Origin of the sequence: Streptomyces sp. NPDC052773 (genome assembly GCF_044547145.1) — a bacterium.
GTDB lineage: Bacteria > Actinomycetota > Actinomycetes > Streptomycetales > Streptomycetaceae > Streptomyces.
Genome location: NZ_JBITZX010000004.1, coordinates 132497 through 148977, shown reverse-complemented (window position 1 = coordinate 148977; position 16481 = coordinate 132497). Strand labels below are relative to the sequence as shown.

The window sequence follows — 16481 nt, the reverse complement described above, 5'->3', positions numbered from 1 at the left end:
GCGGGAGCCCCCTCAGGCCACCAGGGCGGCGTGGGTCCAGCCCGGCTCCGGGGTGCGGGTGGGCTGGGCGGCGCGGGCCAGGGAACGGCGGTCGGGATACGCGCCGGGCGGGATGAGGGGCCGTACGTCGACCTCGGCGACCAGGTGCCGGGCCGACGCGACCCGCCACAGCGACGCGAGGAGCGGATCGTCGCCGACGAAGGCGGCGGCGGTGCCGGGCGAGCCGTCGGCGAGGCGGTAGCGCAGCCGCACCGGCTGCACGGGCACGCCCGCGTCCAGCGCGGCCTGGAACACCGCCCGCCGGAACTCGCCCTGCGCGCGCCCGCACCAGGTGCTGCCCTCGGGGAACACCCCGACCGCCGCCCCGGCCCGCAGCGCCGCGGCGATCCGCGCGACCGTCTGCGGCAGGGCGCGCAGCCGGTCCCGCTCGATGAACAGCGCCCCGCCGCGCGCGGCGAGCGGTCCGGCGACCGGCCACCGCCGTATCTCGGTCTTGGCGAGCATCCGGGCCGGGCGGACGGCGGCCAGCAGCGGGATGTCCAGCCAGGAGATGTGGTTGGCGACCAGCAGCACCCCGCCGCCGGGCGGCGCGGCCCCGGTGATCCGGACCCGCACCCCCGCCGCCCGCACGATCGCCCGGCACCACCGGCGCACCAGGTGCGCCGGGATCCTCCTGCCGAGCGGCGACAGCGCGATCCCGGCGAGCAGCAGCACCGCGACCGCCGTGAGCCGCAGCACGGCGCGCGGTACGGCCCTGGCGCCGCCGGTCGCGGTGACACAGGCCCGCGGGGTGCAGGGGGCGGTGGGCAGCCAGGCGCTCATCAGGCCGGGACGAGGGAGAGGAAGTGCCGAAGATAGCGCGGGTCGACCCGGCGCATCGACAGCAGCACGTACAGGTCGGCGACGCCGAAGTCCGCGTCGAGGGCGGGTTCCCCGCACACCCAGGCGCCGAGGCGGACGTAGCCGCGCAGCAGCGGCGGCAGTTCGGTGCGGCCGGCGGGGCGGGCCACGCCCTCGGCCGACCACGGCAGCAGCGGCCGTACGCGGTACTCCTCGGGGGCGAGGTTGCGTTCCCGCACCCGGTCCCAGGTGGCCGCCGCGAGGGCGCCGCCGTCGGCCAGCGGGATCGAGCAGCAGCCCGCCAGCCACTCGTGGCCCCGGTCGGTCATGTAGCGGGCTATGCCGGCCCAGATCAGGCCGATCACCGCTCCGTCCCGGTGGTCCGGGTGGACACAGGAGCGGCCGACCTCGACCAGGCCGGGCCGGATCGCGGCGAGCGGGGTGAGGTCGAACTCGCCCTCCGAGTACAGCCGTCCCGCCACCGCGGCCCGTTCGGGCGGCAGCAGCCGGTAGGTGCCGACGACCTCGCCGGTGAACTCCTCGCGCACCAGCAGGTGATCGCAGTAGGCGTCGAAGGCGTCCATGTCGAGTCCCGGCTGCGGGCTGGTCAGCAGGGCGCCCATCTCCCCGGCGAAGACGTCGTGCCGCAGCCGCTGCGCGGCACGCACGTCGTCCTCGTCGCGGGCGAGGGTGACGGTGTAGCGGGTGGGCGCCGCGGGCTGCGGGGGACGGTCGAGCGTGGACACGCCGGTCATGGCTCACTCCTGGTACGGCCGGAAAGGGGGGCGGAGGCGGTACCCCCCGTTTCTTCCGACGCCGGTTGGCGTCCGAGTGACCGGTACCAGGAGTGAGAGTGTGGAGCTGTTGAAATGCCGGGCGCGGGCACTGTCTCCGGGGGCGCGGGGAGCCGGGTGAACCATCACGGCGCTCCCCGGGCCCGCCCGGCGGCGGAACCCCCTACGGCGCTACCGCTTCACCTTCCGCGCGGCCCGCAGCCACTCCTTGTTCATGTTGGTGATCGACATCAGCGGGATGCCCTTCGGGCAGGCGGTCGCGCACTCCCCCGTCAGCGTGCACCCGCCGAACCCCTCCTCGTCCATCTGCGCCACCATGTCCAGCACCCGCGTCTCCCGCTCGGGCGCCCCCTGCGGCAGCACGTTGAGGTGGTTGACCTTGGCGGAGGTGAACAGCATCGCCGCGCCGTTGGGGCAGGCGGCGACGCACGCGCCGCAGCCGATGCACTCGGCGTGCTCGAAGGCGTAGTCGGCGTCCGGCTTCGGCACCGGGGTGGCGTGCGCCTCCGGGGCGGAGCCGGTCGGCGCGGTGATGTACCCGCCGGCCTGGATGATCCGGTCGAAGGCCGAGCGGTCCACGACCAGGTCCTTGATGACCGGGAAGGCCGCTGCCCGCCAGGGCTCGATGTCGATGGTGTCGCCGTCCTTGAAGGACCGCATGTGCAGCTGGCAGGTGGTGGTGCGCTCGGGTCCGTGCGCGTCACCGTTGATCACCAGCGAGCACGCGCCGCAGATGCCCTCGCGGCAGTCGTGGTCGAAGGCGACGGGGTCCTCGCCCTTGAGGATGAGTTCCTCGTTGAGGGTGTCCAGCATCTCCAGGAACGACATGTCGGGCGAGATGCCGTCCACCTCGTACGTGGACATGGCGCCGTCGGCGTCGGCGTTCTTCTGCCGCCAGACGCGCAGGGTGAGCTTCATGCGTAGCTCCGCTGGGTGGGGTGGACGTACTCGAAGACCAGGTCTTCCTTGTGCAGGACGGGGGCCTCGCCGGTGCCGGTGAACTCCCAGGCGGCGGCGTAGGAGAACGCGTCGTCCTTGCGGGCGGCCTCGCCGTCCGGGGTCTGGGACTCCTCGCGGAAGTGGCCGCCGCAGGACTCGGTGCGGTGCAGCGCGTCGAGGCACATCAGCTCGGCGAGCTCGAGGTAGTCGACGATGCGGTTGGCCTTCTCCAGCGACTGGTTGAACTCCTCGCCGGTGCCGGGGACCTTGATGCGCCGCCAGAACTCGTCGCGGATCTGCGGGATCCGCTCCAGTGCCTTGCGCAGCCCGGCGTCGGTGCGGGCCATGCCGCAGAACTCCCACATGAGTTCGCCCAGTTCGCGGTGGAAGGAGTCGGGGGTGCGGTCGCCGTCGACGGAGAGCAGCAGGCTGATCCGGTCCTCGGTCTCGGCCAGCACCTCCTGGACCGCCGGGTGGTCCGGGGTGATCTGCTCGGTGCGCGGGTTGCGGGCCAGGTAGTCGTTGAGGGTGGCCGGCAGCACGAAGTAGCCGTCGGCGAGGCCCTGCATCAGCGCGGAGGCGCCGAGGCGGTTGGCGCCGTGGTCGGAGAAGTTGGCCTCGCCGATCGCGAACAGGCCGGGGATGGTGGTCTGGAGGTCGTAGTCCACCCACAGCCCGCCCATCGTGTAGTGCACGGCCGGGTAGATCCGCATCGGCACCTCGTACGGATCCTCGTCGGTGATCCGCTGGTACATGTCGAAGAGGTTGCCGTACTTGGCCTCGACGGCCTTGCGGCCCATGCGCCTGATGGCGTCGGCGAAGTCGAGGTAGACGCCCTGCCCGCCGGGGCCCACTCCCCTGCCCTCGTCGCAGACGTTCTTCGCGGCGCGGGAGGCGATGTCGCGCGGGACGAGGTTGCCGAAGGAGGGGTAGATGCGCTCCAGGTAGTAGTCGCGCTCGTCCTCGGGGATCTGGTGCGGCGGCCGGGTGTCGCCCTTGGCCTTGGGCACCCAGATGCGGCCGTCGTTGCGCAGCGACTCGCTCATCAGCGTGAGCTTGGACTGGTGGTCGCCGGTGCGCGGGATGCAGGTGGGGTGGATCTGGGTGAAGCAGGGGTTGGCGAAGTAGGCGCCGCGCCGGTGCGCCCGCCAGATGGCGGTCGCGTTGGAGTTCATGGCGTTCGTCGACAGGTAGAAGACGTTGCCGTAGCCGCCGGAGGCGAGGACGACCGCGTCCGCGAAGTACGTGTCGATCTTGCCGGTGATCAGGTCGCGGGCGACGATGCCGCGGGCCCGCCCGTCGACGACGATCAGATCGAGCATCTCGGTGCGCGGGTGCATCTCGACGTTGCCCGCGGCGATCTGCCGGCTGAGCGCCTGGTAGGCGCCGAGGAGGAGCTGCTGGCCCGTCTGGCCGCGGGCGTAGAAGGTCCGCGAGACCTGGACGCCGCCGAAGGAGCGGGTGTCGAGCAGGCCGCCGTACTCGCGGGCGAACGGCACGCCCTGGGCCACGCACTGGTCGATGATCTCGACGGAGATCTGCGCGAGCCGGTGGACGTTGGACTCGCGGGCGCGGAAGTCGCCGCCCTTGACGGTGTCGTAGAAGAGGCGGTGGATGGAGTCGCCGTCGTTGCGGTAGTTCTTCGCCGCGTTGATGCCGCCTTGCGCGGCGATGGAGTGGGCGCGGCGCGGGGAGTCCTGGTAGCAGAACTGGACGACGTGGTAGCCCTGTTCGGCGAGGGTGGCGCCGGCGGAGCCGCCCGCGAGGCCGGTGCCGACGACGATCACCGTGTGCTTGCGCCGGTTGGCGGGGTTGACCAGCTTGGCCTCGAAGCGGCGCTTGTCCCAGCGCTCGTGGATCGGCCCGGACGGGGCCTTGGTGTCGACGACGGGTGCGCCGGTCGTGTAGTCGGTGTAGTCGGTCATGTTCAGCTCACCACTCCGGTCATGACGCCCACGGGTACGGCGATGAAACCGGCCGTGAGCAGCAGCGCGAGGACGTTGGCGATGGTCTTCAGGGCGCGGTCGCGGGTGCGGCTGGAGACGCCCAGGGTCTGCGCGGCGCTCCAGAAGCCGTGCCGGATGTGCAGGCCGAGGGCGAGCATCGCGACGATGTAGATGACGTTGCCGTACCAGGTGGAGAAGGTGTCGACGACGTTCTCGTAGGGGTGGCCCTCCTGGAAGCCGCCCGGGTGGGTGTGGCCGGTGGTCAGGTCCAGGACGTGCCAGACGATGAACAGGCCGAGGATGATCCCGCCCCAGCGCATGGTGCGCGTCGCGTAGGAGGCGCGCGGCTTCTTGTGCACGTACTTGCTGGGGCGCGCCTTGATGTCGCGGCGGCTGAGCTGGTACGCGGAGACGGCGTGGGCGACGACCGCGGCGAGCAGGACGATACGGATCAGCCACAGCGTCCACTCGTAGTGCATGAACGGCTCACCGACCGTGCGCAGCCAGTGCCCGTAGCGGTTGAACTCCTCCGGGCCGAAGAAGATCTTCAGGTTGCCGATCACATGGGCGACCAGGTACAGCAGCATGATCACGCCGCTGACGGCCATCACTGTCTTCTTGCCGACGGTGCTGTCCCACATCGTGCGCGCCAAGGACGGCCGTCGGTCCGTCCGCGTTGCCAGAGCCATGTCACAGCACGCTAGGCGCCGGACACCTCATCGGTCCAAGACATGGTCCGGCTTGATTCGATAGGGCGACCCTATGATGGGTGGGTGCAGTTCCAGCAGCTTCAGTACTTCGTGGCCGTCGCCGAGACCCGGCACTTCACCCGGGCCGCCGAACTCGTGCACGTCGCCCAGCCGTCGCTGTCCCAGCAGATCAAGGCGCTGGAGCGGGAGCTGGGCGCGGATCTCTTCCTGCGGGCGCGCGGCAACATCACGCTCACCGACGCCGGGCAGGCCCTGCTGCCGCTGGCCCGGCGGATCCTCGCCGACGCGGACACCGCCCGGCACGAGGTGCAGGAACTGGTGCAGCTGCGGCGCGGGCGGGTCCGCCTGGGCGCGACTCCGAGCCTGTGCACGGGGCTGCTCCCGGACGTGCTGCGCGCCTTCCACGACCGCTACCCCGGCATCCGGCTACTGATCGAGGAGGGCGGCTCGCACGATCTCGTACGGCTTCTCGCCCGCGGCGCGCTCGACCTGGCCCTGGTCGTGCTGCCCCTGCCGACGCCCTCGCCGGCGCTGACCACCGTGGAGCTGCTGCGCGAGGACCTGGTCGTCGTCTCCTCGCCGGACGCGCCCCGGCCCGGCGACGGGCGGCGCACCGTGCGGATCGCCGACTTGGAGGGCGAACGCCTGGTGATGTTCCGGCACGGCTACGACCTGCGGGAACTGACCGTGGCCGCGTGCCGCGCCGAGGGCTTCGAGCCGGACTTCGCGGTGGAGGGCGGGGAGATGGACGCGGTGCTGGGGTTCGTGCGGGCGGGGCTGGGCGTGGCGGTCGTACCCCGGATGGTGGCGGCGCGGTCCGGGCGGGGTCTGCGGGTCACTCCGCTGGCGCGGCCGGGGCTGCACCGCACGATCGCGCTGGCCCACCGCAGCGATGTGGCTCCGCCGCGGGCCGCGCGGGAGTTGCAGCGGATGTTGCTGGAACGGTGAGCGTGGGGCGCGTGCCCGGGGTTCGCCGTTGCGGTGCGGCGCCGTGCCGGGGTGCGGCGGCGTTGTGGCTGGTCGCGCAGTTCCCCGCGCCCCCTGAGGGGCGCGCCCCTGGCGGGGGCGCGGTGCTTACGGTCGGCGGTGGGCTGCTGCCTTTCGGATCTCCGACAGGGGGATGTTCGCCTGGTCGCACAGGGTCGCCAGGTCGAAGTAGATCGCCTCGCCCGCCATCAGGCCGTCACGGAAGGGGACGATGTTGGCGAAGGGCACCGTGAAGGTGCCGCCGCCCGGTGGTACGCCCAGCCACTCGCCCCGGCTGGTGCCGCGCAGCGTGCCCCATACGGCGAGGACGTCGTCGCCGAAGGTGATGCCCTCGTCCTCGGGGGCGAGGTCGGGGAACGCGGTGAAGTACTGCGACTGATAGGCGGCGCGCACCGCGTCCCTGCCCTGGCTGCGCAGCCCGAGCGCCTTCGTCTCCAGGAAGCAGTCGGTGACGAAGGTGCCGAGGATGCCGTCGATGTCCCGGGCCGCCTCCGCCTCGCGATGGGCCTCGAAGAGGCGGCGCATCTCGGTGGTGTCCATACCCGTGCTCCCAGCCGGGCCCGCTCGGGTCCTCCCCCTCGATCGTAGGAAGCGGCCACCCGGGCGGCCACCGGGTATGGTCACCGCCCGGGTGCTCAGCCGGTCGCGTCCGCCATCGCCAGCTCGTGCAGGCGCTCCGGCGGGCCCGGACGGGCGTAGTACCAGCCCTGTGCCGTGTCGCAGCCGAGTATGCGGAGCTGATCGGCCTGGGCGCCCGTCTCGACGCCCTCGACCGTGACCGTGAGGTTCAGGCTGTGGGCGAGGGAGACGATGCCTTCGACGATCTTGAGGTCGACGGGGTCGGCCGGGAACTGCTGCATGCTCTGAGTGAAGGAGCGGTCCAGCTTGAGGATGCTCACCGGGAGGCGGCGCAGGTTGGCGAGGTTGGAGTAGCCCGTGCCGAAGTCGTCCAGGGCGATGTCGACGCCCATCTCGGCGAGCCGGCGCAGCGGCTTGAGCAGGTCGTCGTCGGCGCCGATCAGGGCGGACTCGGTGACCTCGAGGCAGAGCGCGTCGGGGGTGACGCCGGCCGCCTCCAGGATGTCCACGGTGTCCTGGACCAGGCCGGGGTGGGTGAGCTGGCAGGGGGAGAGGTTGACGTTGATCCGCAACGGGGCGGTGGTCGTGCCGGCGTAGCGCTCGCGCCACTCCTTCGCCTGCCGTACGGACTGCTCGAGGACCCAGCGGCCCAGCGGGACGATGAGGCCGGTGTGCTCGGCGAGCGGGATGAACCGGTCGGGGCCGAGGACGCCGTGCTGCGGGTGCAGCCAGCGAACCAGGGCCTCGGCGCCGCGTACGCTGCCGTCACCGAGGTGCACCAGCGGCTGGTACTCGATGAAGAACTCCCCGCGCTCCAGGGCGGCCGGCAGCGCGGTGGTGAGCCCGTGCCGGGTGATCGCGCGGGCGTCGGCCTCGGCGTCGGCCAGCTCGAAGCGGTTGCCGCCGGCCGACTTCGCCCGGTACATGGTGATGTCGGCGCTGCGCAGCACCTCCGCCGCGCTCCGCTCCCCCGCCGGGCCCTCGACGATGCCGATGGAGCCGCGCACGGTCAGCTCCCGGCCGTCGATCCGGACCGGTGCGACCAGCGCGTTCATGATCCGGGAGGCCAGCTCGTCGACCTCGCGCTGGGTGTCGCGCCCCGTGGTCAGCGCCACGAACTCGTCGCCGCCGAGCCGGGCGACCATCTCGCCGGGCGCCGTGGCGCAGGCCTGCAGCCGGTCGGCGACCTCGACGAGGAGCCGGTCGCCGGCCGCGTGACCGAGGCTGTCATTGATGGTCTTGAAGCCGTCGAGGTCGAGGTAGCACAGCCCGAAGCGCTGGCCGGGGCCCGCGTTGAGGGCCTTCTCCAGGCGTTCGAAGAACAGGGTGCGGTTGGGCAGCCCGGTGAGGGCGTCGTGGGTGGCCTCGTAGCGCAGCCGCAGATTGAGCAGCCGGCGCTCGGTGGTGTCCTCCATCAGCGCGAGCTGGTACTGCGGGTTGCCGTCGGGGTCGCGCAGCAGGGAGACGGTGAGGTTGGTCCACAGGACCGTTCCGTCGGGCCGGTAGAAGGCCTTCTCCACGTGGTAGTGCTCGCGTTCGCCGCGCACCAGTTCCTCGTAGAGCCGCCAGACCTGGGGCGCGTCCTCGGCGTGCGTCCAGTCGCGGACGTTGCGGCCACGCACGTTCTGCTCGCCGCCGCCGAACATCCGCAGCAGGGCGCCGTTGACCTCCAGGATGTTGCCGTCCAGGTCGGCGATGCCGATCCCTATCGCGGCCCCCTCGAACACCGCGCGGAAGCGGGCCTCGCTGGCGTGCAGCGCCTGGGCGACCACCCCTTGGGCGCGCAGCGCGGCCTGGGCGATGGACTCCTGCTCGGCCAGCGTCCGTTCGCGCAGCGCCTGGGCGAACCCGGCGGCCATGGCGTGCTGGAGGCGGGACGAACGGGCCCGCAGATCCTCCTGGTTGCCGCCCTCTCCGCAGTAGAGCACCAGGTAGGCGTCCACGCAGTCCAGGGTGCGGCTGAGCGCCTCCGGGTCGGTGCAGTGCGCGTCGACGAGCGCGGCGCCCACGGCCCGTCCCTCGGCGGCGTCGAAGGCGCGGGCCCGCAGCGCCTCGCTCAGCCGCCGGGCGAGCGGCAGCAGCCGCGCCTCGAACTCCGGCCGGGTCAGCGACGTGACGGTCACCGGGAAGACCGCCCGGCTCCAGATCGTCGCGAACCGGCGCAGTCTGTCCTCCGGCCCGTCCGGCTCCGCGCTCACGCCGTACGCCCCACGCCGGCGAAACCGGAGAAGGCATACGGATCCTCGTCCTCCGGTGCGGTGTCCGGCCGCCAGTGCGGCATCGGCACCAGTCCGGGTTCCACCATGTCGTACCCCTCGAAGAACCGCGCGATCTCCTCGCGCGAGCGCATGATCAGCGGGTTGCGAATGTCCTTGTATACGTCCACCGCACCCCCGGCCCGCTCCGCCGGCAGGGGGATTCCCTCGTACGAGGCATGCGTGAGTACCAGCAGGCTGCCGGGCGCCAGTGCGTCGCTCAACTGCGCCACCGCGCCGTACGGGTCGTCCGCGTCCTCCACGAAGTGCAGTATGGCAACGAGGAGAAGGGCGACCGGGCGGTCCAGGTCCAGCAGCCGGGCGACCTGGGGGCTGGACAGGATGTCCTGCGGCTTGCGCAGGTCCGCGGCGACCACGTCCGCGTGCTCGTTGCCCTCCAGGACCGCCTGGCTGTGCGCGACCGCCACCGGGTCGTGGTCGACGTAGACGACGCGGGCGCCGGGGCTGGCCGCCTGGGCGACCTCGTGGACGTTGCCGAAGGTCGGGATGCCGGAGCCGATGTCCAGGAACTGGGTGATGCCCTGGTCCACGGCGTAGCGGACCGCGCGGCGCATGAAGGCGCGGTTCGCCTGCATGATCTTGGGGAGTCCCGGCATGAACTCCATGGCCTTGCGGGCCGCTTCCCGGTCCACCTCGAAGTTGTGCGAACCGCCCAGGTAGTAGTCGTAGATGCGCGAAACGCTCGGCACCGAGATGTCGATGCTCCGTGGGGCCCAGGCGGGACGCTCCATCTATCTCTCCAGGCATAGGCGATCCGGTGTTCGAGCTGAGGCTACTGATCGCCCGCCAAAGGAGCGAGCCGAAACGGAAATTCACCATCCGTTCCCGGTCACTGCCTGCGGCACGTGCCGAATGGGATGCGGCAATCCGCGACGCCGAGTACCGGTGGCATTCCGGAGAGTTCCGGAGCGAGGGAAGAAGGCGGGAAGAAGGAGCGGAAGGGAGCGGATGGAGGAGAAGGAGAAGAACGAGGGGATTGCCGAAGAGTCGCGGCAAGGGCGGCAAACCGGTCCGCCCCCTGCCGCGGAGAGCGGCAGGGGGCGGAGGGGAGGAGGGTGGCGGAGCAAGGAGGGTGGACGAGCGAGGAGGGTGGACGAGCGAGGAGGAGCGAGGAGTTACTCCTTCTCCGGCGCGCCGACCGGCTTTCCGTCCGGCGCCACGGCGAACCAGGTGCCGCCCACGCCTTGGCCGTTGGTGTCACCCGGGGCGTTGTCACCGCTGAAGGTGTAGATGGGCCAGCAGTTGACGGTCTGCTGCTTGGTCCCGTCCGGGCGGGTGAAGCTCATCAGGCCCTTCTTCTGCACCCCTTCGGTGTCGTTGGTCTCGACCGGGGCGACGACGGGCCAGTTCTGGAGGCAGGCGCCGGTGCACGCGGAGACGGGCTTCGGCCAGGCCTCGTCCTTCATGAAGCGGTAGACCGTCATGCCGTTCTTGTCGACGACGATCTCGCCGAGCTTGGGGTCCTTGCGGGTGGACAGTCCGGGCAGATCGGCGAGGGTGGCCTTCTTGCCGTCCGGGGCGAGGGCGTACCAAGTGCCGCCGACACCCTGGCCCTTGGTGTCACCGGCCTTGGCGTCCTTGGCGTAGCGGTAGGCGGGCCAGCCGCCGATCGTGAGCTGCTTGGTGCCGTCGGTGCGGGTGACCTCGCCGAGCAGCGCCTTGTCGATGCCCGCGCCGGCCGAGGCGTCGTCCGCGGGGACCGGGGGCCAGGCGGTGGCGCAGTCGCCGTCGCAGTTGGACTTGGGCGGTTCGGCGGTGTCCTCGTCGAAGCGGTACAGGGTACGGCCGTCGGCGTCGGTGAGGACGCGGCCGAGTTCCGCGTCGACGGTGACACCGAGCTTGCCGGCGGGGGCGGCCTGAGCGGCGGCGTCCTGCTGTCCCTCCGCCCCCGCCCCGGCTTCGGCGCCCGCCGTGCCGTTCCCGATCCCGGTACTGGTGCCGGTGCCGCCGTAGCCGCCGGCCGCTGCCGTCGCGCCGACGTTCTGACTGGCCGGCTGGGTACCGCCGCCGTCCTGGCCGCACGCCGTCGTCAACGCCAGCACGACCACGGCACCCGCCGCGAGTGAGGCGCTCCGCCAGGAGGTCTTCATCGTCAACTCCCCAAATATACAAGGCTGTTGCAGTCGCAGCGCCCTGCTGCGCCGCCGCTCGACAGGGGGTACGGGCGGGCGACGCAGTGTGTTCAACGGGCGTGCGGAATTTCTTGCCGGCACCACCCCGGTTCCCCGGCTTCCTCGCGGGCGCCGCCCCCGGCTTCCCCCGCTTCCCCTGGCTTCCTCTCGGGCGCCGCCCCCCCGACTGCCCCCACTTCCCCCGGCCTCCTCTCGGCCCGCCCGTCCCGGCGTTCGGGAAGTCGAACGTGCGGGGGAGGCGGGGTTCAAACCCGCGCGTCGGCGTTTCCCCCCTTCGAGGCATTCCCCCGGCGGCCGGGCGTGTCGGTGTGATGGAAGGCTCATGATCTCCGGCGTGCATGGATCCGAACCGACGCATTTCCCCATGGCCGCAAGGGTGTTGACCCTGACGGCGCTGACGTGGGCCCTCGTCGGCGCGCCGGCCGGCGTGGCGGTCGCCGATGCCTGCGCCTGGGCCTCGACCGGGCCGGGCGGCACGGAGGCGGTGTCGGTCGCGGGAAGTCTCACGTGCCCGACCCCGACACCGACCCCCACACCGTCCCCGACCCCCACACCGTCCCCGACCCCCACCCCGAAGCCACCCCCGCCGAAGCCGGCCCCCACACCGACGCCCACCCCCACCCCGCCTCCGAAGCCCACCCCGAAGCCGCCTCCGAAGCCGGCCCCCACACCCCGGCCGCCCGAGCCCCCGCCGCCCCCGCCTCCCCCTCCGCCACCACCCCCGCCGGCTCCCCGGCCCGCACCCGCGCGCCCCGCGCCGACGCCCCCTCCCCCACCCGCCCCGGCTCCGAAACCCACGCCGACCCCGCGTCCCTCCGCGACCCCGGTGAGCTATCCGGAGTACCGCACTCCGCCGCGCCCGCGGCCGATCCGGAACACCACCTCTCCGCTCACCCACGTCCTGCTCATCACCGTCCCCGCGGTGGTCGCGGTCGCCGCGCTGCGCCCGCGCTGATCCCTGGAGGAATCCGTTGCCGGAATGGCTTGTTCTCACCCTCGCGATGGTGGCCGCCTGTGTGGTGGTGGTCCTCATCACCGTGCTGCGCGACCGCACCGCGAGCGACGACGAGGACCCCACCGAGACTCCGGACGTCATCGAGTACATGACGATGTGGATCGGTGTCGTCTACGCCATCGTCCTGGGCCTGGCCATCGCGGGCGTCTGGGAGGCGCGCGGCGCCGCGCAGGACCACGTCCGCGCCGAGGCCCAGGCGCTGCACGAGATCTCGGAACGGGTACGGGTCTACCCGCCGGAGATCCGCGACCGCATCCGGGAGGACGTCAACACCTACGTCGGACACGTCGTCACCACCGAGTGGAAGTCGATGACCGACCACAACAAGGTCACCGAGCGCGGCGACGAGCTGCTGAACCGCATCCGCATGGATGTCACCGACTACGAGCCGCGCACCGATTTCGAGGCCCAGGCCTACCAGCCGCTCATGGACCAGGTCACCGCCGCCGACCAGGCGCGCAACGCCCGCGCTGACTCGGCCGCGCCGACCATGCCGGGCGTGGTGTGGTTCGGCCTGATCATCGGGGCGGTGATCACCATCGGGATGATCCTCGCCCTGCAGATCCGGCGCACTCCGCGCGAGCTGATCCTGGCCGTGCTGTTCTCCGCGCTGATCGCCTTCCTGCTCTTCCTCATCTGGGACTTCGACGCGCCGTACAGCCGGGGCATCTCCGCGACGGCGGATCCGTTCCTCGACCTCTTCCCCGAAGCCACACGCTGACGTGCCCTCAAGGGCCGGACGGGGCCCCGGGCAGCGGGGGACGGCGGGCGCCACGCCATCGCCGTCCCCCGGCCGCGGGACCGCCCCCGCCTGAGCGGCCCACACGGTTGCCCCATTCGTGCGACTCCGATCGCGTGCACGTACAGGCGTTCCTGGCGTTTCGGTCACCGAGGTGCATTTCCGGCGTACGCGGAAACGGTCCGCAGCCTGCTCCTCGGGAACCCGAGGATCATCATGCGCGCGATACGCGTCGCTTCGGCCGCACTGCTGGGCCTCACCACCCTCTCCCTCACCGCCCCCGCCGCCCACGCGCGCGGCGCGGAGACCGGTTTCCGGGTCGCCGTACTGCCGCACGCCGGTGAGGGCGGCGCCGGTGGGTTCGACCTCCACGAGATCGGCCTGGGCGCGGCGCTCATCGCGGGCTCGCTCGGCGCGGCGTACCGCTTCTCCCGCCGGCGCGCCGGCGGGGACGACGCCTGACCGCTCCGCCGAGCACAGCGGCACATGTGCGCACAGGCCTTCGCCCCGGTCTCCCAGGGAGGGAGCCGGGGCGAAGGCCTGTGTACGTGCGCGATGTCCCGACGGATCCGCCCGGCCGCCGGGGGAAAGGCGGCCGGTCCGTCTCGTTCCGGATCAGATCCGCTTCTCGGAGCGGCGCCGCATCCAGAACACCCCGCCGCCGATGACGGCCGCCGCGACCAGTCCACCGCCGATGGCGATGTCGGTGGGCGTGGCGCCGGTGGAACTGCTGCCGCCGATACCGCCACGCACGCCGCCGAGGACGGTGAAGGCGGCCGGGCGGGTGAGGGTACGGCCGGAGCAGTTGACCGTGATGTCGTACTGGCCCGGGCGGGCGTTCGCGTGGATCGTGGCGGTGCCCCGGGCGGTGTGGTTGGCGCCGCTGATCGGGGTGAGCCGGGTGGTCGGGAACGCCTGGGAGGAGGCGGTGCCTCCGTGGGGGCAGCCGTCGACGGTGATCGTCATCTGTCCGCCGGGGGCGATGACGCTGGGCATCGCGACGATGTTGCTCGGGCTGCCGAAGTGGCCGTTGCCGCCCTGGTTCCCGCGCCCGCCCTGGTTGCCGTTGCCTCCCTGACCCCCGTTCCCGCCCTGGTTGCCGTGCCCGCCGTTCCCACCCTGGTTGCCGTTGCCGCCCTGTCCTCCGTTGCCGCCCTGGTTGCCGTTGCCTCCCTGGCCCCCGTTGCCGCCCTGATTGCCGTGCCCGCCGTTCCCACCCTGGTTGCCGTTCCCGCCGTTCCCACCCTGGTTGCCGTTGCCGCCCTGCCCCCCGTTGCCACCCTGGTTCCCGTGCCCGCCCTGACCCCCGTTCCCACCCTGGTTGCCGTCCCCGCCGTTCCCGCCCTGGTTGCCGTCCCCGCCCTGGTTGCCGTTGCCCCCCTGGCCGCCGTCGCCGCCTTGGTCGAAGCCCTGCCAGCCGTTGTCTCCCTGGTTGAAGCTCTGGTCGCCGTTGCCGCCCACGATTCCGCCCGAGCCGTCCCACGCGACCGCGGCGGGGGCGGCGAGGCCGAAGGCGGCGACCGCGGCGGCGGAGACCGCCAGGGCACGAGAGTTACGCATGTGATCCTCCGCGGAAGACGCCCCGGGGCCCGTCCCCGGTGGATCGGCGAGAAAGCGTCTCCCGGAAAAGACCCTCAGTCGCCCCGCCGGGACCCGCATTTCGGCGATGGTCCGTCCTGGTGAGGCAACACGCCGAACGAAAACCGCACAATCGGATATTGCCGCAGGTCACGGACCGTCAGAAAATTCCTGTTCACGGCAACTCGGATGGCGCACCGGGCCTTCTCGCGGGCCACCCGTTCGCCTCTGCCCCGTCGCCGGTTTCCCGGACGGCATTTAGCGTTCTCGTATGCGCGAAATGACACGGCGACGGCCGCGTCGAGAGGGGATGGCGAATGTCTGCATCCGAGCTGCCCGCCGAGCTGGCCGAAGCGGAGGAGCGGCGGAGGAAACGCGCCCCGTGGGGCGTGATAGCGCTTGTTCTGCTGACCGGTCTCGCGCTCATTCGGAATGGTTCTGGGGAGTTCGACGTGGGTCCGCCGCAGCCCGCGTCGGCGGCGGCCGCGGACAGCGCCGTCTCCACCGGCACCTTCGGGCAGGCCGCGCAGCCACTGCCGTACGCCGTGCCGAACCGGGTGCGGATTCCCGCGATCCAGGTGGACGCGCCGATGATTCCGGTCGGTCTGGACGCCGAGGGCTGGGTGGACGCACCGCCGGCGGAGGATCCGAATCTCGCGGGCTGGTTCACCGGCGCGGTCTCGCCCGGCGAGAAGGGCACCGCCGTCGTCGTCGGCCATGTCGACAACAAGCAGGGCCCCGCCGTGTTCTACGGGCTCGGCGCGCTGAAGAAGGGAAATCGCGTCGAGATCGCGCGGGGGGACGGAAAGACGGCCGTATTCGAGATCTACGGCATCGAGGTGTTCGAGAAGAACAACTTCCCCGGCGACCGGGTGTACGCCTCCAAGGGCGCTCCGGAACTCCGGGTCATCACCTGCGGTGGGGGTTTCTCCCAGCAGAACGGCTACGACGGGAACGTCGTGGCCTTCGCCCGCCTGGTCGAGGTCCGCTGAGCGGGCCCCGACCCGGCGGGGCGGCGGGCGCCGGCCGTCACACCTGGTGTCTGCGGGGCACCGTGATGTGGTAGCCGGCGTCCAGCAGCCGCGGCAGATAGCGGCGCAGCGCCCGCACGCTCTGCGACCGGTCGCCCCCGGCGTCGTGGGAGAGCACCACGACGCCGGGGGCGGCGCCGTCCGCGACCCGGTCGACGATGGTGCGGGTGCCCGGTTCGGTCCAGTCGAGGGTGTCGACGGTCCAGGCGAGGGGTTCCATGCCGAGTTCGGCGCCGATCTGGAAGGCGGCCCGGTTCCAGGCGCCGTAGGGGGCGCGGAACCAGCGGGGCCACTCGCCGTAGGTCTGCTCGACGATCGCGGAGGTGCGTTCCATCTCGCTGCGGATCCGGGCATGGGTGAGCCGGGTGAGCAGCGGGTGCGACCAGGTGTGGTTGCCGACGATGTGGCCCTCGTCGGCCATCCGCTCGAGCAGGCCGGGGTGGGCGGCGGCCATCTGGCCGCAGACGAAGAACATCGCGGGGACGTCGTAGGCGCGCAGGGTGTCCAGGATGTCCGGGGTGTAGCGGGGGTCGGGGCCGTCGTCGAAGGTCAGCACCATGGTGCGGCCGAGGCCGGAGACGCTGAGCAGCGGTCTGCGCCGGACCGGGGTGCGGCCGGGCGCGGCCCGGGGCGGGCCGTAGCCGGTCAGGGGCTGGAGGCGGTATGCGGAGGGCTTCAGCGGGCGGCGGGCCGCGGGGCCGGCGGCCGGCGCGGCGGAGCGGGCGGCCTTCTCGCCCGGGCCGAGGGCGAACACCCCGGCGGTGCCGGCCGCGCCCACGGCGGCGGCACCGGCGAGCAACACCCGTCGGCGGGTGGGCAACTGATCCTTCTTCATGACTCATCAGTCGCCCGCCGCGCCCTCGACGCACCACGGTGACACCGGTGCGGCGGCACCAATCCACTCGTGCGGCCGAT

At 72.2% G+C, this 16481-nt stretch carries 15 protein-coding genes and 1 pseudogene; 5 read left to right on the top strand and 11 right to left on the bottom strand.

The features are described 5' to 3' along the window. Positions 1–12: 12 nt before the first annotated feature. The 5 genes from ACIG0D_RS11160 to ACIG0D_RS11140 all read right to left on the bottom strand — a co-directional run bounded on the left by ACIG0D_RS11160 (position 13) and on the right by ACIG0D_RS11140 (position 5172). Complete coding sequence (locus ACIG0D_RS11160) at positions 13–822, bottom strand: lysophospholipid acyltransferase family protein (RefSeq protein ID WP_399798514.1); 810 nt, start codon at positions 820–822, stop codon at positions 13–15. Further along, the gene (locus ACIG0D_RS11155; RefSeq protein WP_399798511.1) at positions 822–1595 is read right to left on the bottom strand and encodes a GNAT family N-acyltransferase; all 774 of its coding nucleotides are present in this window, start codon (positions 1593–1595) and stop codon (positions 822–824) included. The genes ACIG0D_RS11160 and ACIG0D_RS11155 overlap by 1 nt, the downstream gene beginning before the upstream one ends. A 210-nt stretch (positions 1596–1805) precedes the next feature. Continuing rightward, complete coding sequence (locus tag ACIG0D_RS11150; protein ID WP_399798509.1) at positions 1806–2552, bottom strand: succinate dehydrogenase/fumarate reductase iron-sulfur subunit; 747 nt, start codon at positions 2550–2552, stop codon at positions 1806–1808. Beyond that, a complete protein-coding gene (locus ACIG0D_RS11145) occupies positions 2549–4498 on the bottom strand; it encodes a fumarate reductase/succinate dehydrogenase flavoprotein subunit (protein WP_399798507.1) in 1950 nt (649 codons plus the stop codon). The genes ACIG0D_RS11150 and ACIG0D_RS11145 overlap by 4 nt, the downstream gene beginning before the upstream one ends. 2 nt (positions 4499–4500) lie before the next feature. Beyond that, on the bottom strand, positions 4501–5172 hold the full coding sequence (locus ACIG0D_RS11140) for a succinate dehydrogenase (protein WP_399799262.1): 672 nt from the start codon (positions 5170–5172) through the stop codon (positions 4501–4503). Between the two features lie 120 nt (positions 5173–5292). On the opposite strand from ACIG0D_RS11140, the gene ACIG0D_RS11135 reads away from it, so the two are divergent. Then, complete coding sequence (locus ACIG0D_RS11135) at positions 5293–6177, top strand: LysR family transcriptional regulator (RefSeq protein ID WP_399798505.1); 885 nt, start codon at positions 5293–5295, stop codon at positions 6175–6177. 126 nt (positions 6178–6303) lie between these two features. On the opposite strand, the gene ACIG0D_RS11130 is transcribed toward ACIG0D_RS11135, so the two are convergent. The 4 genes from ACIG0D_RS11130 to ACIG0D_RS11115 all read right to left on the bottom strand — a co-directional run bounded on the left by ACIG0D_RS11130 (position 6304) and on the right by ACIG0D_RS11115 (position 11161). Beyond that, the gene (locus ACIG0D_RS11130) at positions 6304–6756 is read right to left on the bottom strand and encodes an ester cyclase (protein WP_399798502.1); all 453 of its coding nucleotides are present in this window, start codon (positions 6754–6756) and stop codon (positions 6304–6306) included. Between the two features lie 95 nt (positions 6757–6851). Continuing rightward, on the bottom strand, positions 6852–8993 hold the full coding sequence (locus ACIG0D_RS11125; RefSeq protein WP_399798501.1) for a putative bifunctional diguanylate cyclase/phosphodiesterase: 2142 nt from the start codon (positions 8991–8993) through the stop codon (positions 6852–6854). Then, the gene (locus ACIG0D_RS11120; protein ID WP_399798499.1) at positions 8990–9802 is read right to left on the bottom strand and encodes an SAM-dependent methyltransferase; all 813 of its coding nucleotides are present in this window, start codon (positions 9800–9802) and stop codon (positions 8990–8992) included. Before ACIG0D_RS11120 ends, ACIG0D_RS11125 begins: the two co-directional genes overlap by 4 nt. Before the next feature lie 384 nt (positions 9803–10186). Continuing rightward, positions 10187–11161 (bottom strand): SCO0930 family lipoprotein, encoded by a 975-nt coding sequence (locus ACIG0D_RS11115; protein ID WP_399799259.1) that lies wholly within the window; start codon positions 11159–11161, stop codon positions 10187–10189. A gap of 868 nt (positions 11162–12029) precedes the next feature. Between ACIG0D_RS11115 and ACIG0D_RS11110 the strand changes: the two genes are divergently transcribed. The 3 genes from ACIG0D_RS11110 (at position 12030) to ACIG0D_RS11100 (ending at position 13419) form a co-directional block, all read left to right on the top strand. After that, a complete protein-coding gene (locus ACIG0D_RS11110) occupies positions 12030–12158 on the top strand; it encodes a hypothetical protein (protein WP_365766658.1) in 129 nt (42 codons plus the stop codon). 16 nt (positions 12159–12174) lie between these two features. Next, entirely contained in the window at positions 12175–12939 is a 765-nt protein-coding gene (locus ACIG0D_RS11105) for a DUF4239 domain-containing protein (RefSeq protein WP_399798496.1), read from the top strand. A 234-nt stretch (positions 12940–13173) separates the two neighbouring features. Then, entirely contained in the window at positions 13174–13419 is a 246-nt protein-coding gene (locus ACIG0D_RS11100; protein WP_399798494.1) for a hypothetical protein, read from the top strand. Between the two features lie 153 nt (positions 13420–13572). Here the strand turns inward: ACIG0D_RS11100 and ACIG0D_RS11095 are convergent. Further along, a pseudogene (locus tag ACIG0D_RS11095) lies at positions 13573–13986 on the bottom strand (hypothetical protein); the annotation flags it as partial. 866 nt (positions 13987–14852) lie between these two features. Here ACIG0D_RS11095 and ACIG0D_RS11090 point away from each other — a divergent pair. Beyond that, entirely contained in the window at positions 14853–15527 is a 675-nt protein-coding gene (locus ACIG0D_RS11090) for a class F sortase (RefSeq protein WP_399798491.1), read from the top strand. 37 nt (positions 15528–15564) lie between these two features. Here ACIG0D_RS11090 and ACIG0D_RS11085 read toward each other — a convergent pair whose 3' ends face one another. Then, a complete protein-coding gene (locus ACIG0D_RS11085) occupies positions 15565–16401 on the bottom strand; it encodes a polysaccharide deacetylase family protein (protein ID WP_399798489.1) in 837 nt (278 codons plus the stop codon). Positions 16402–16481 lie beyond the last annotated feature (80 nt).

What these genes read in the sequence shown, in the direction of transcription:
- ACIG0D_RS11115 (WP_399799259.1), bottom strand. Translation starts at nt 11,161, where the DNA reads ATGAAGACCTCCTGGCGGAGCGCCTCACTCGCGGCGGGTGCCGTGGTC.
- ACIG0D_RS11155 (WP_399798511.1), bottom strand. Translation starts at nt 1,595, where the DNA reads ATGACCGGCGTGTCCACGCTCGACCGTCCCCCGCAGCCCGCGGCGCCC.
- ACIG0D_RS11160 (WP_399798514.1), bottom strand. Translation starts at nt 822, where the DNA reads ATGAGCGCCTGGCTGCCCACCGCCCCCTGCACCCCGCGGGCCTGTGTC.
- ACIG0D_RS11145 (WP_399798507.1), bottom strand. Translation starts at nt 4,498, where the DNA reads ATGACCGACTACACCGACTACACGACCGGCGCACCCGTCGTCGACACC.
- ACIG0D_RS11130 (WP_399798502.1), bottom strand. Translation starts at nt 6,756, where the DNA reads ATGGACACCACCGAGATGCGCCGCCTCTTCGAGGCCCATCGCGAGGCG.
- ACIG0D_RS11120 (WP_399798499.1), bottom strand. Translation starts at nt 9,802, where the DNA reads ATGGAGCGTCCCGCCTGGGCCCCACGGAGCATCGACATCTCGGTGCCG.
- ACIG0D_RS11090 (WP_399798491.1), top strand. Translation starts at nt 14,853, where the DNA reads ATGTCTGCATCCGAGCTGCCCGCCGAGCTGGCCGAAGCGGAGGAGCGG.
- ACIG0D_RS11085 (WP_399798489.1), bottom strand. Translation starts at nt 16,401, where the DNA reads ATGAAGAAGGATCAGTTGCCCACCCGCCGACGGGTGTTGCTCGCCGGT.
- ACIG0D_RS11150 (WP_399798509.1), bottom strand. Translation starts at nt 2,552, where the DNA reads ATGAAGCTCACCCTGCGCGTCTGGCGGCAGAAGAACGCCGACGCCGAC.
- ACIG0D_RS11100 (WP_399798494.1), top strand. Translation starts at nt 13,174, where the DNA reads ATGCGCGCGATACGCGTCGCTTCGGCCGCACTGCTGGGCCTCACCACC.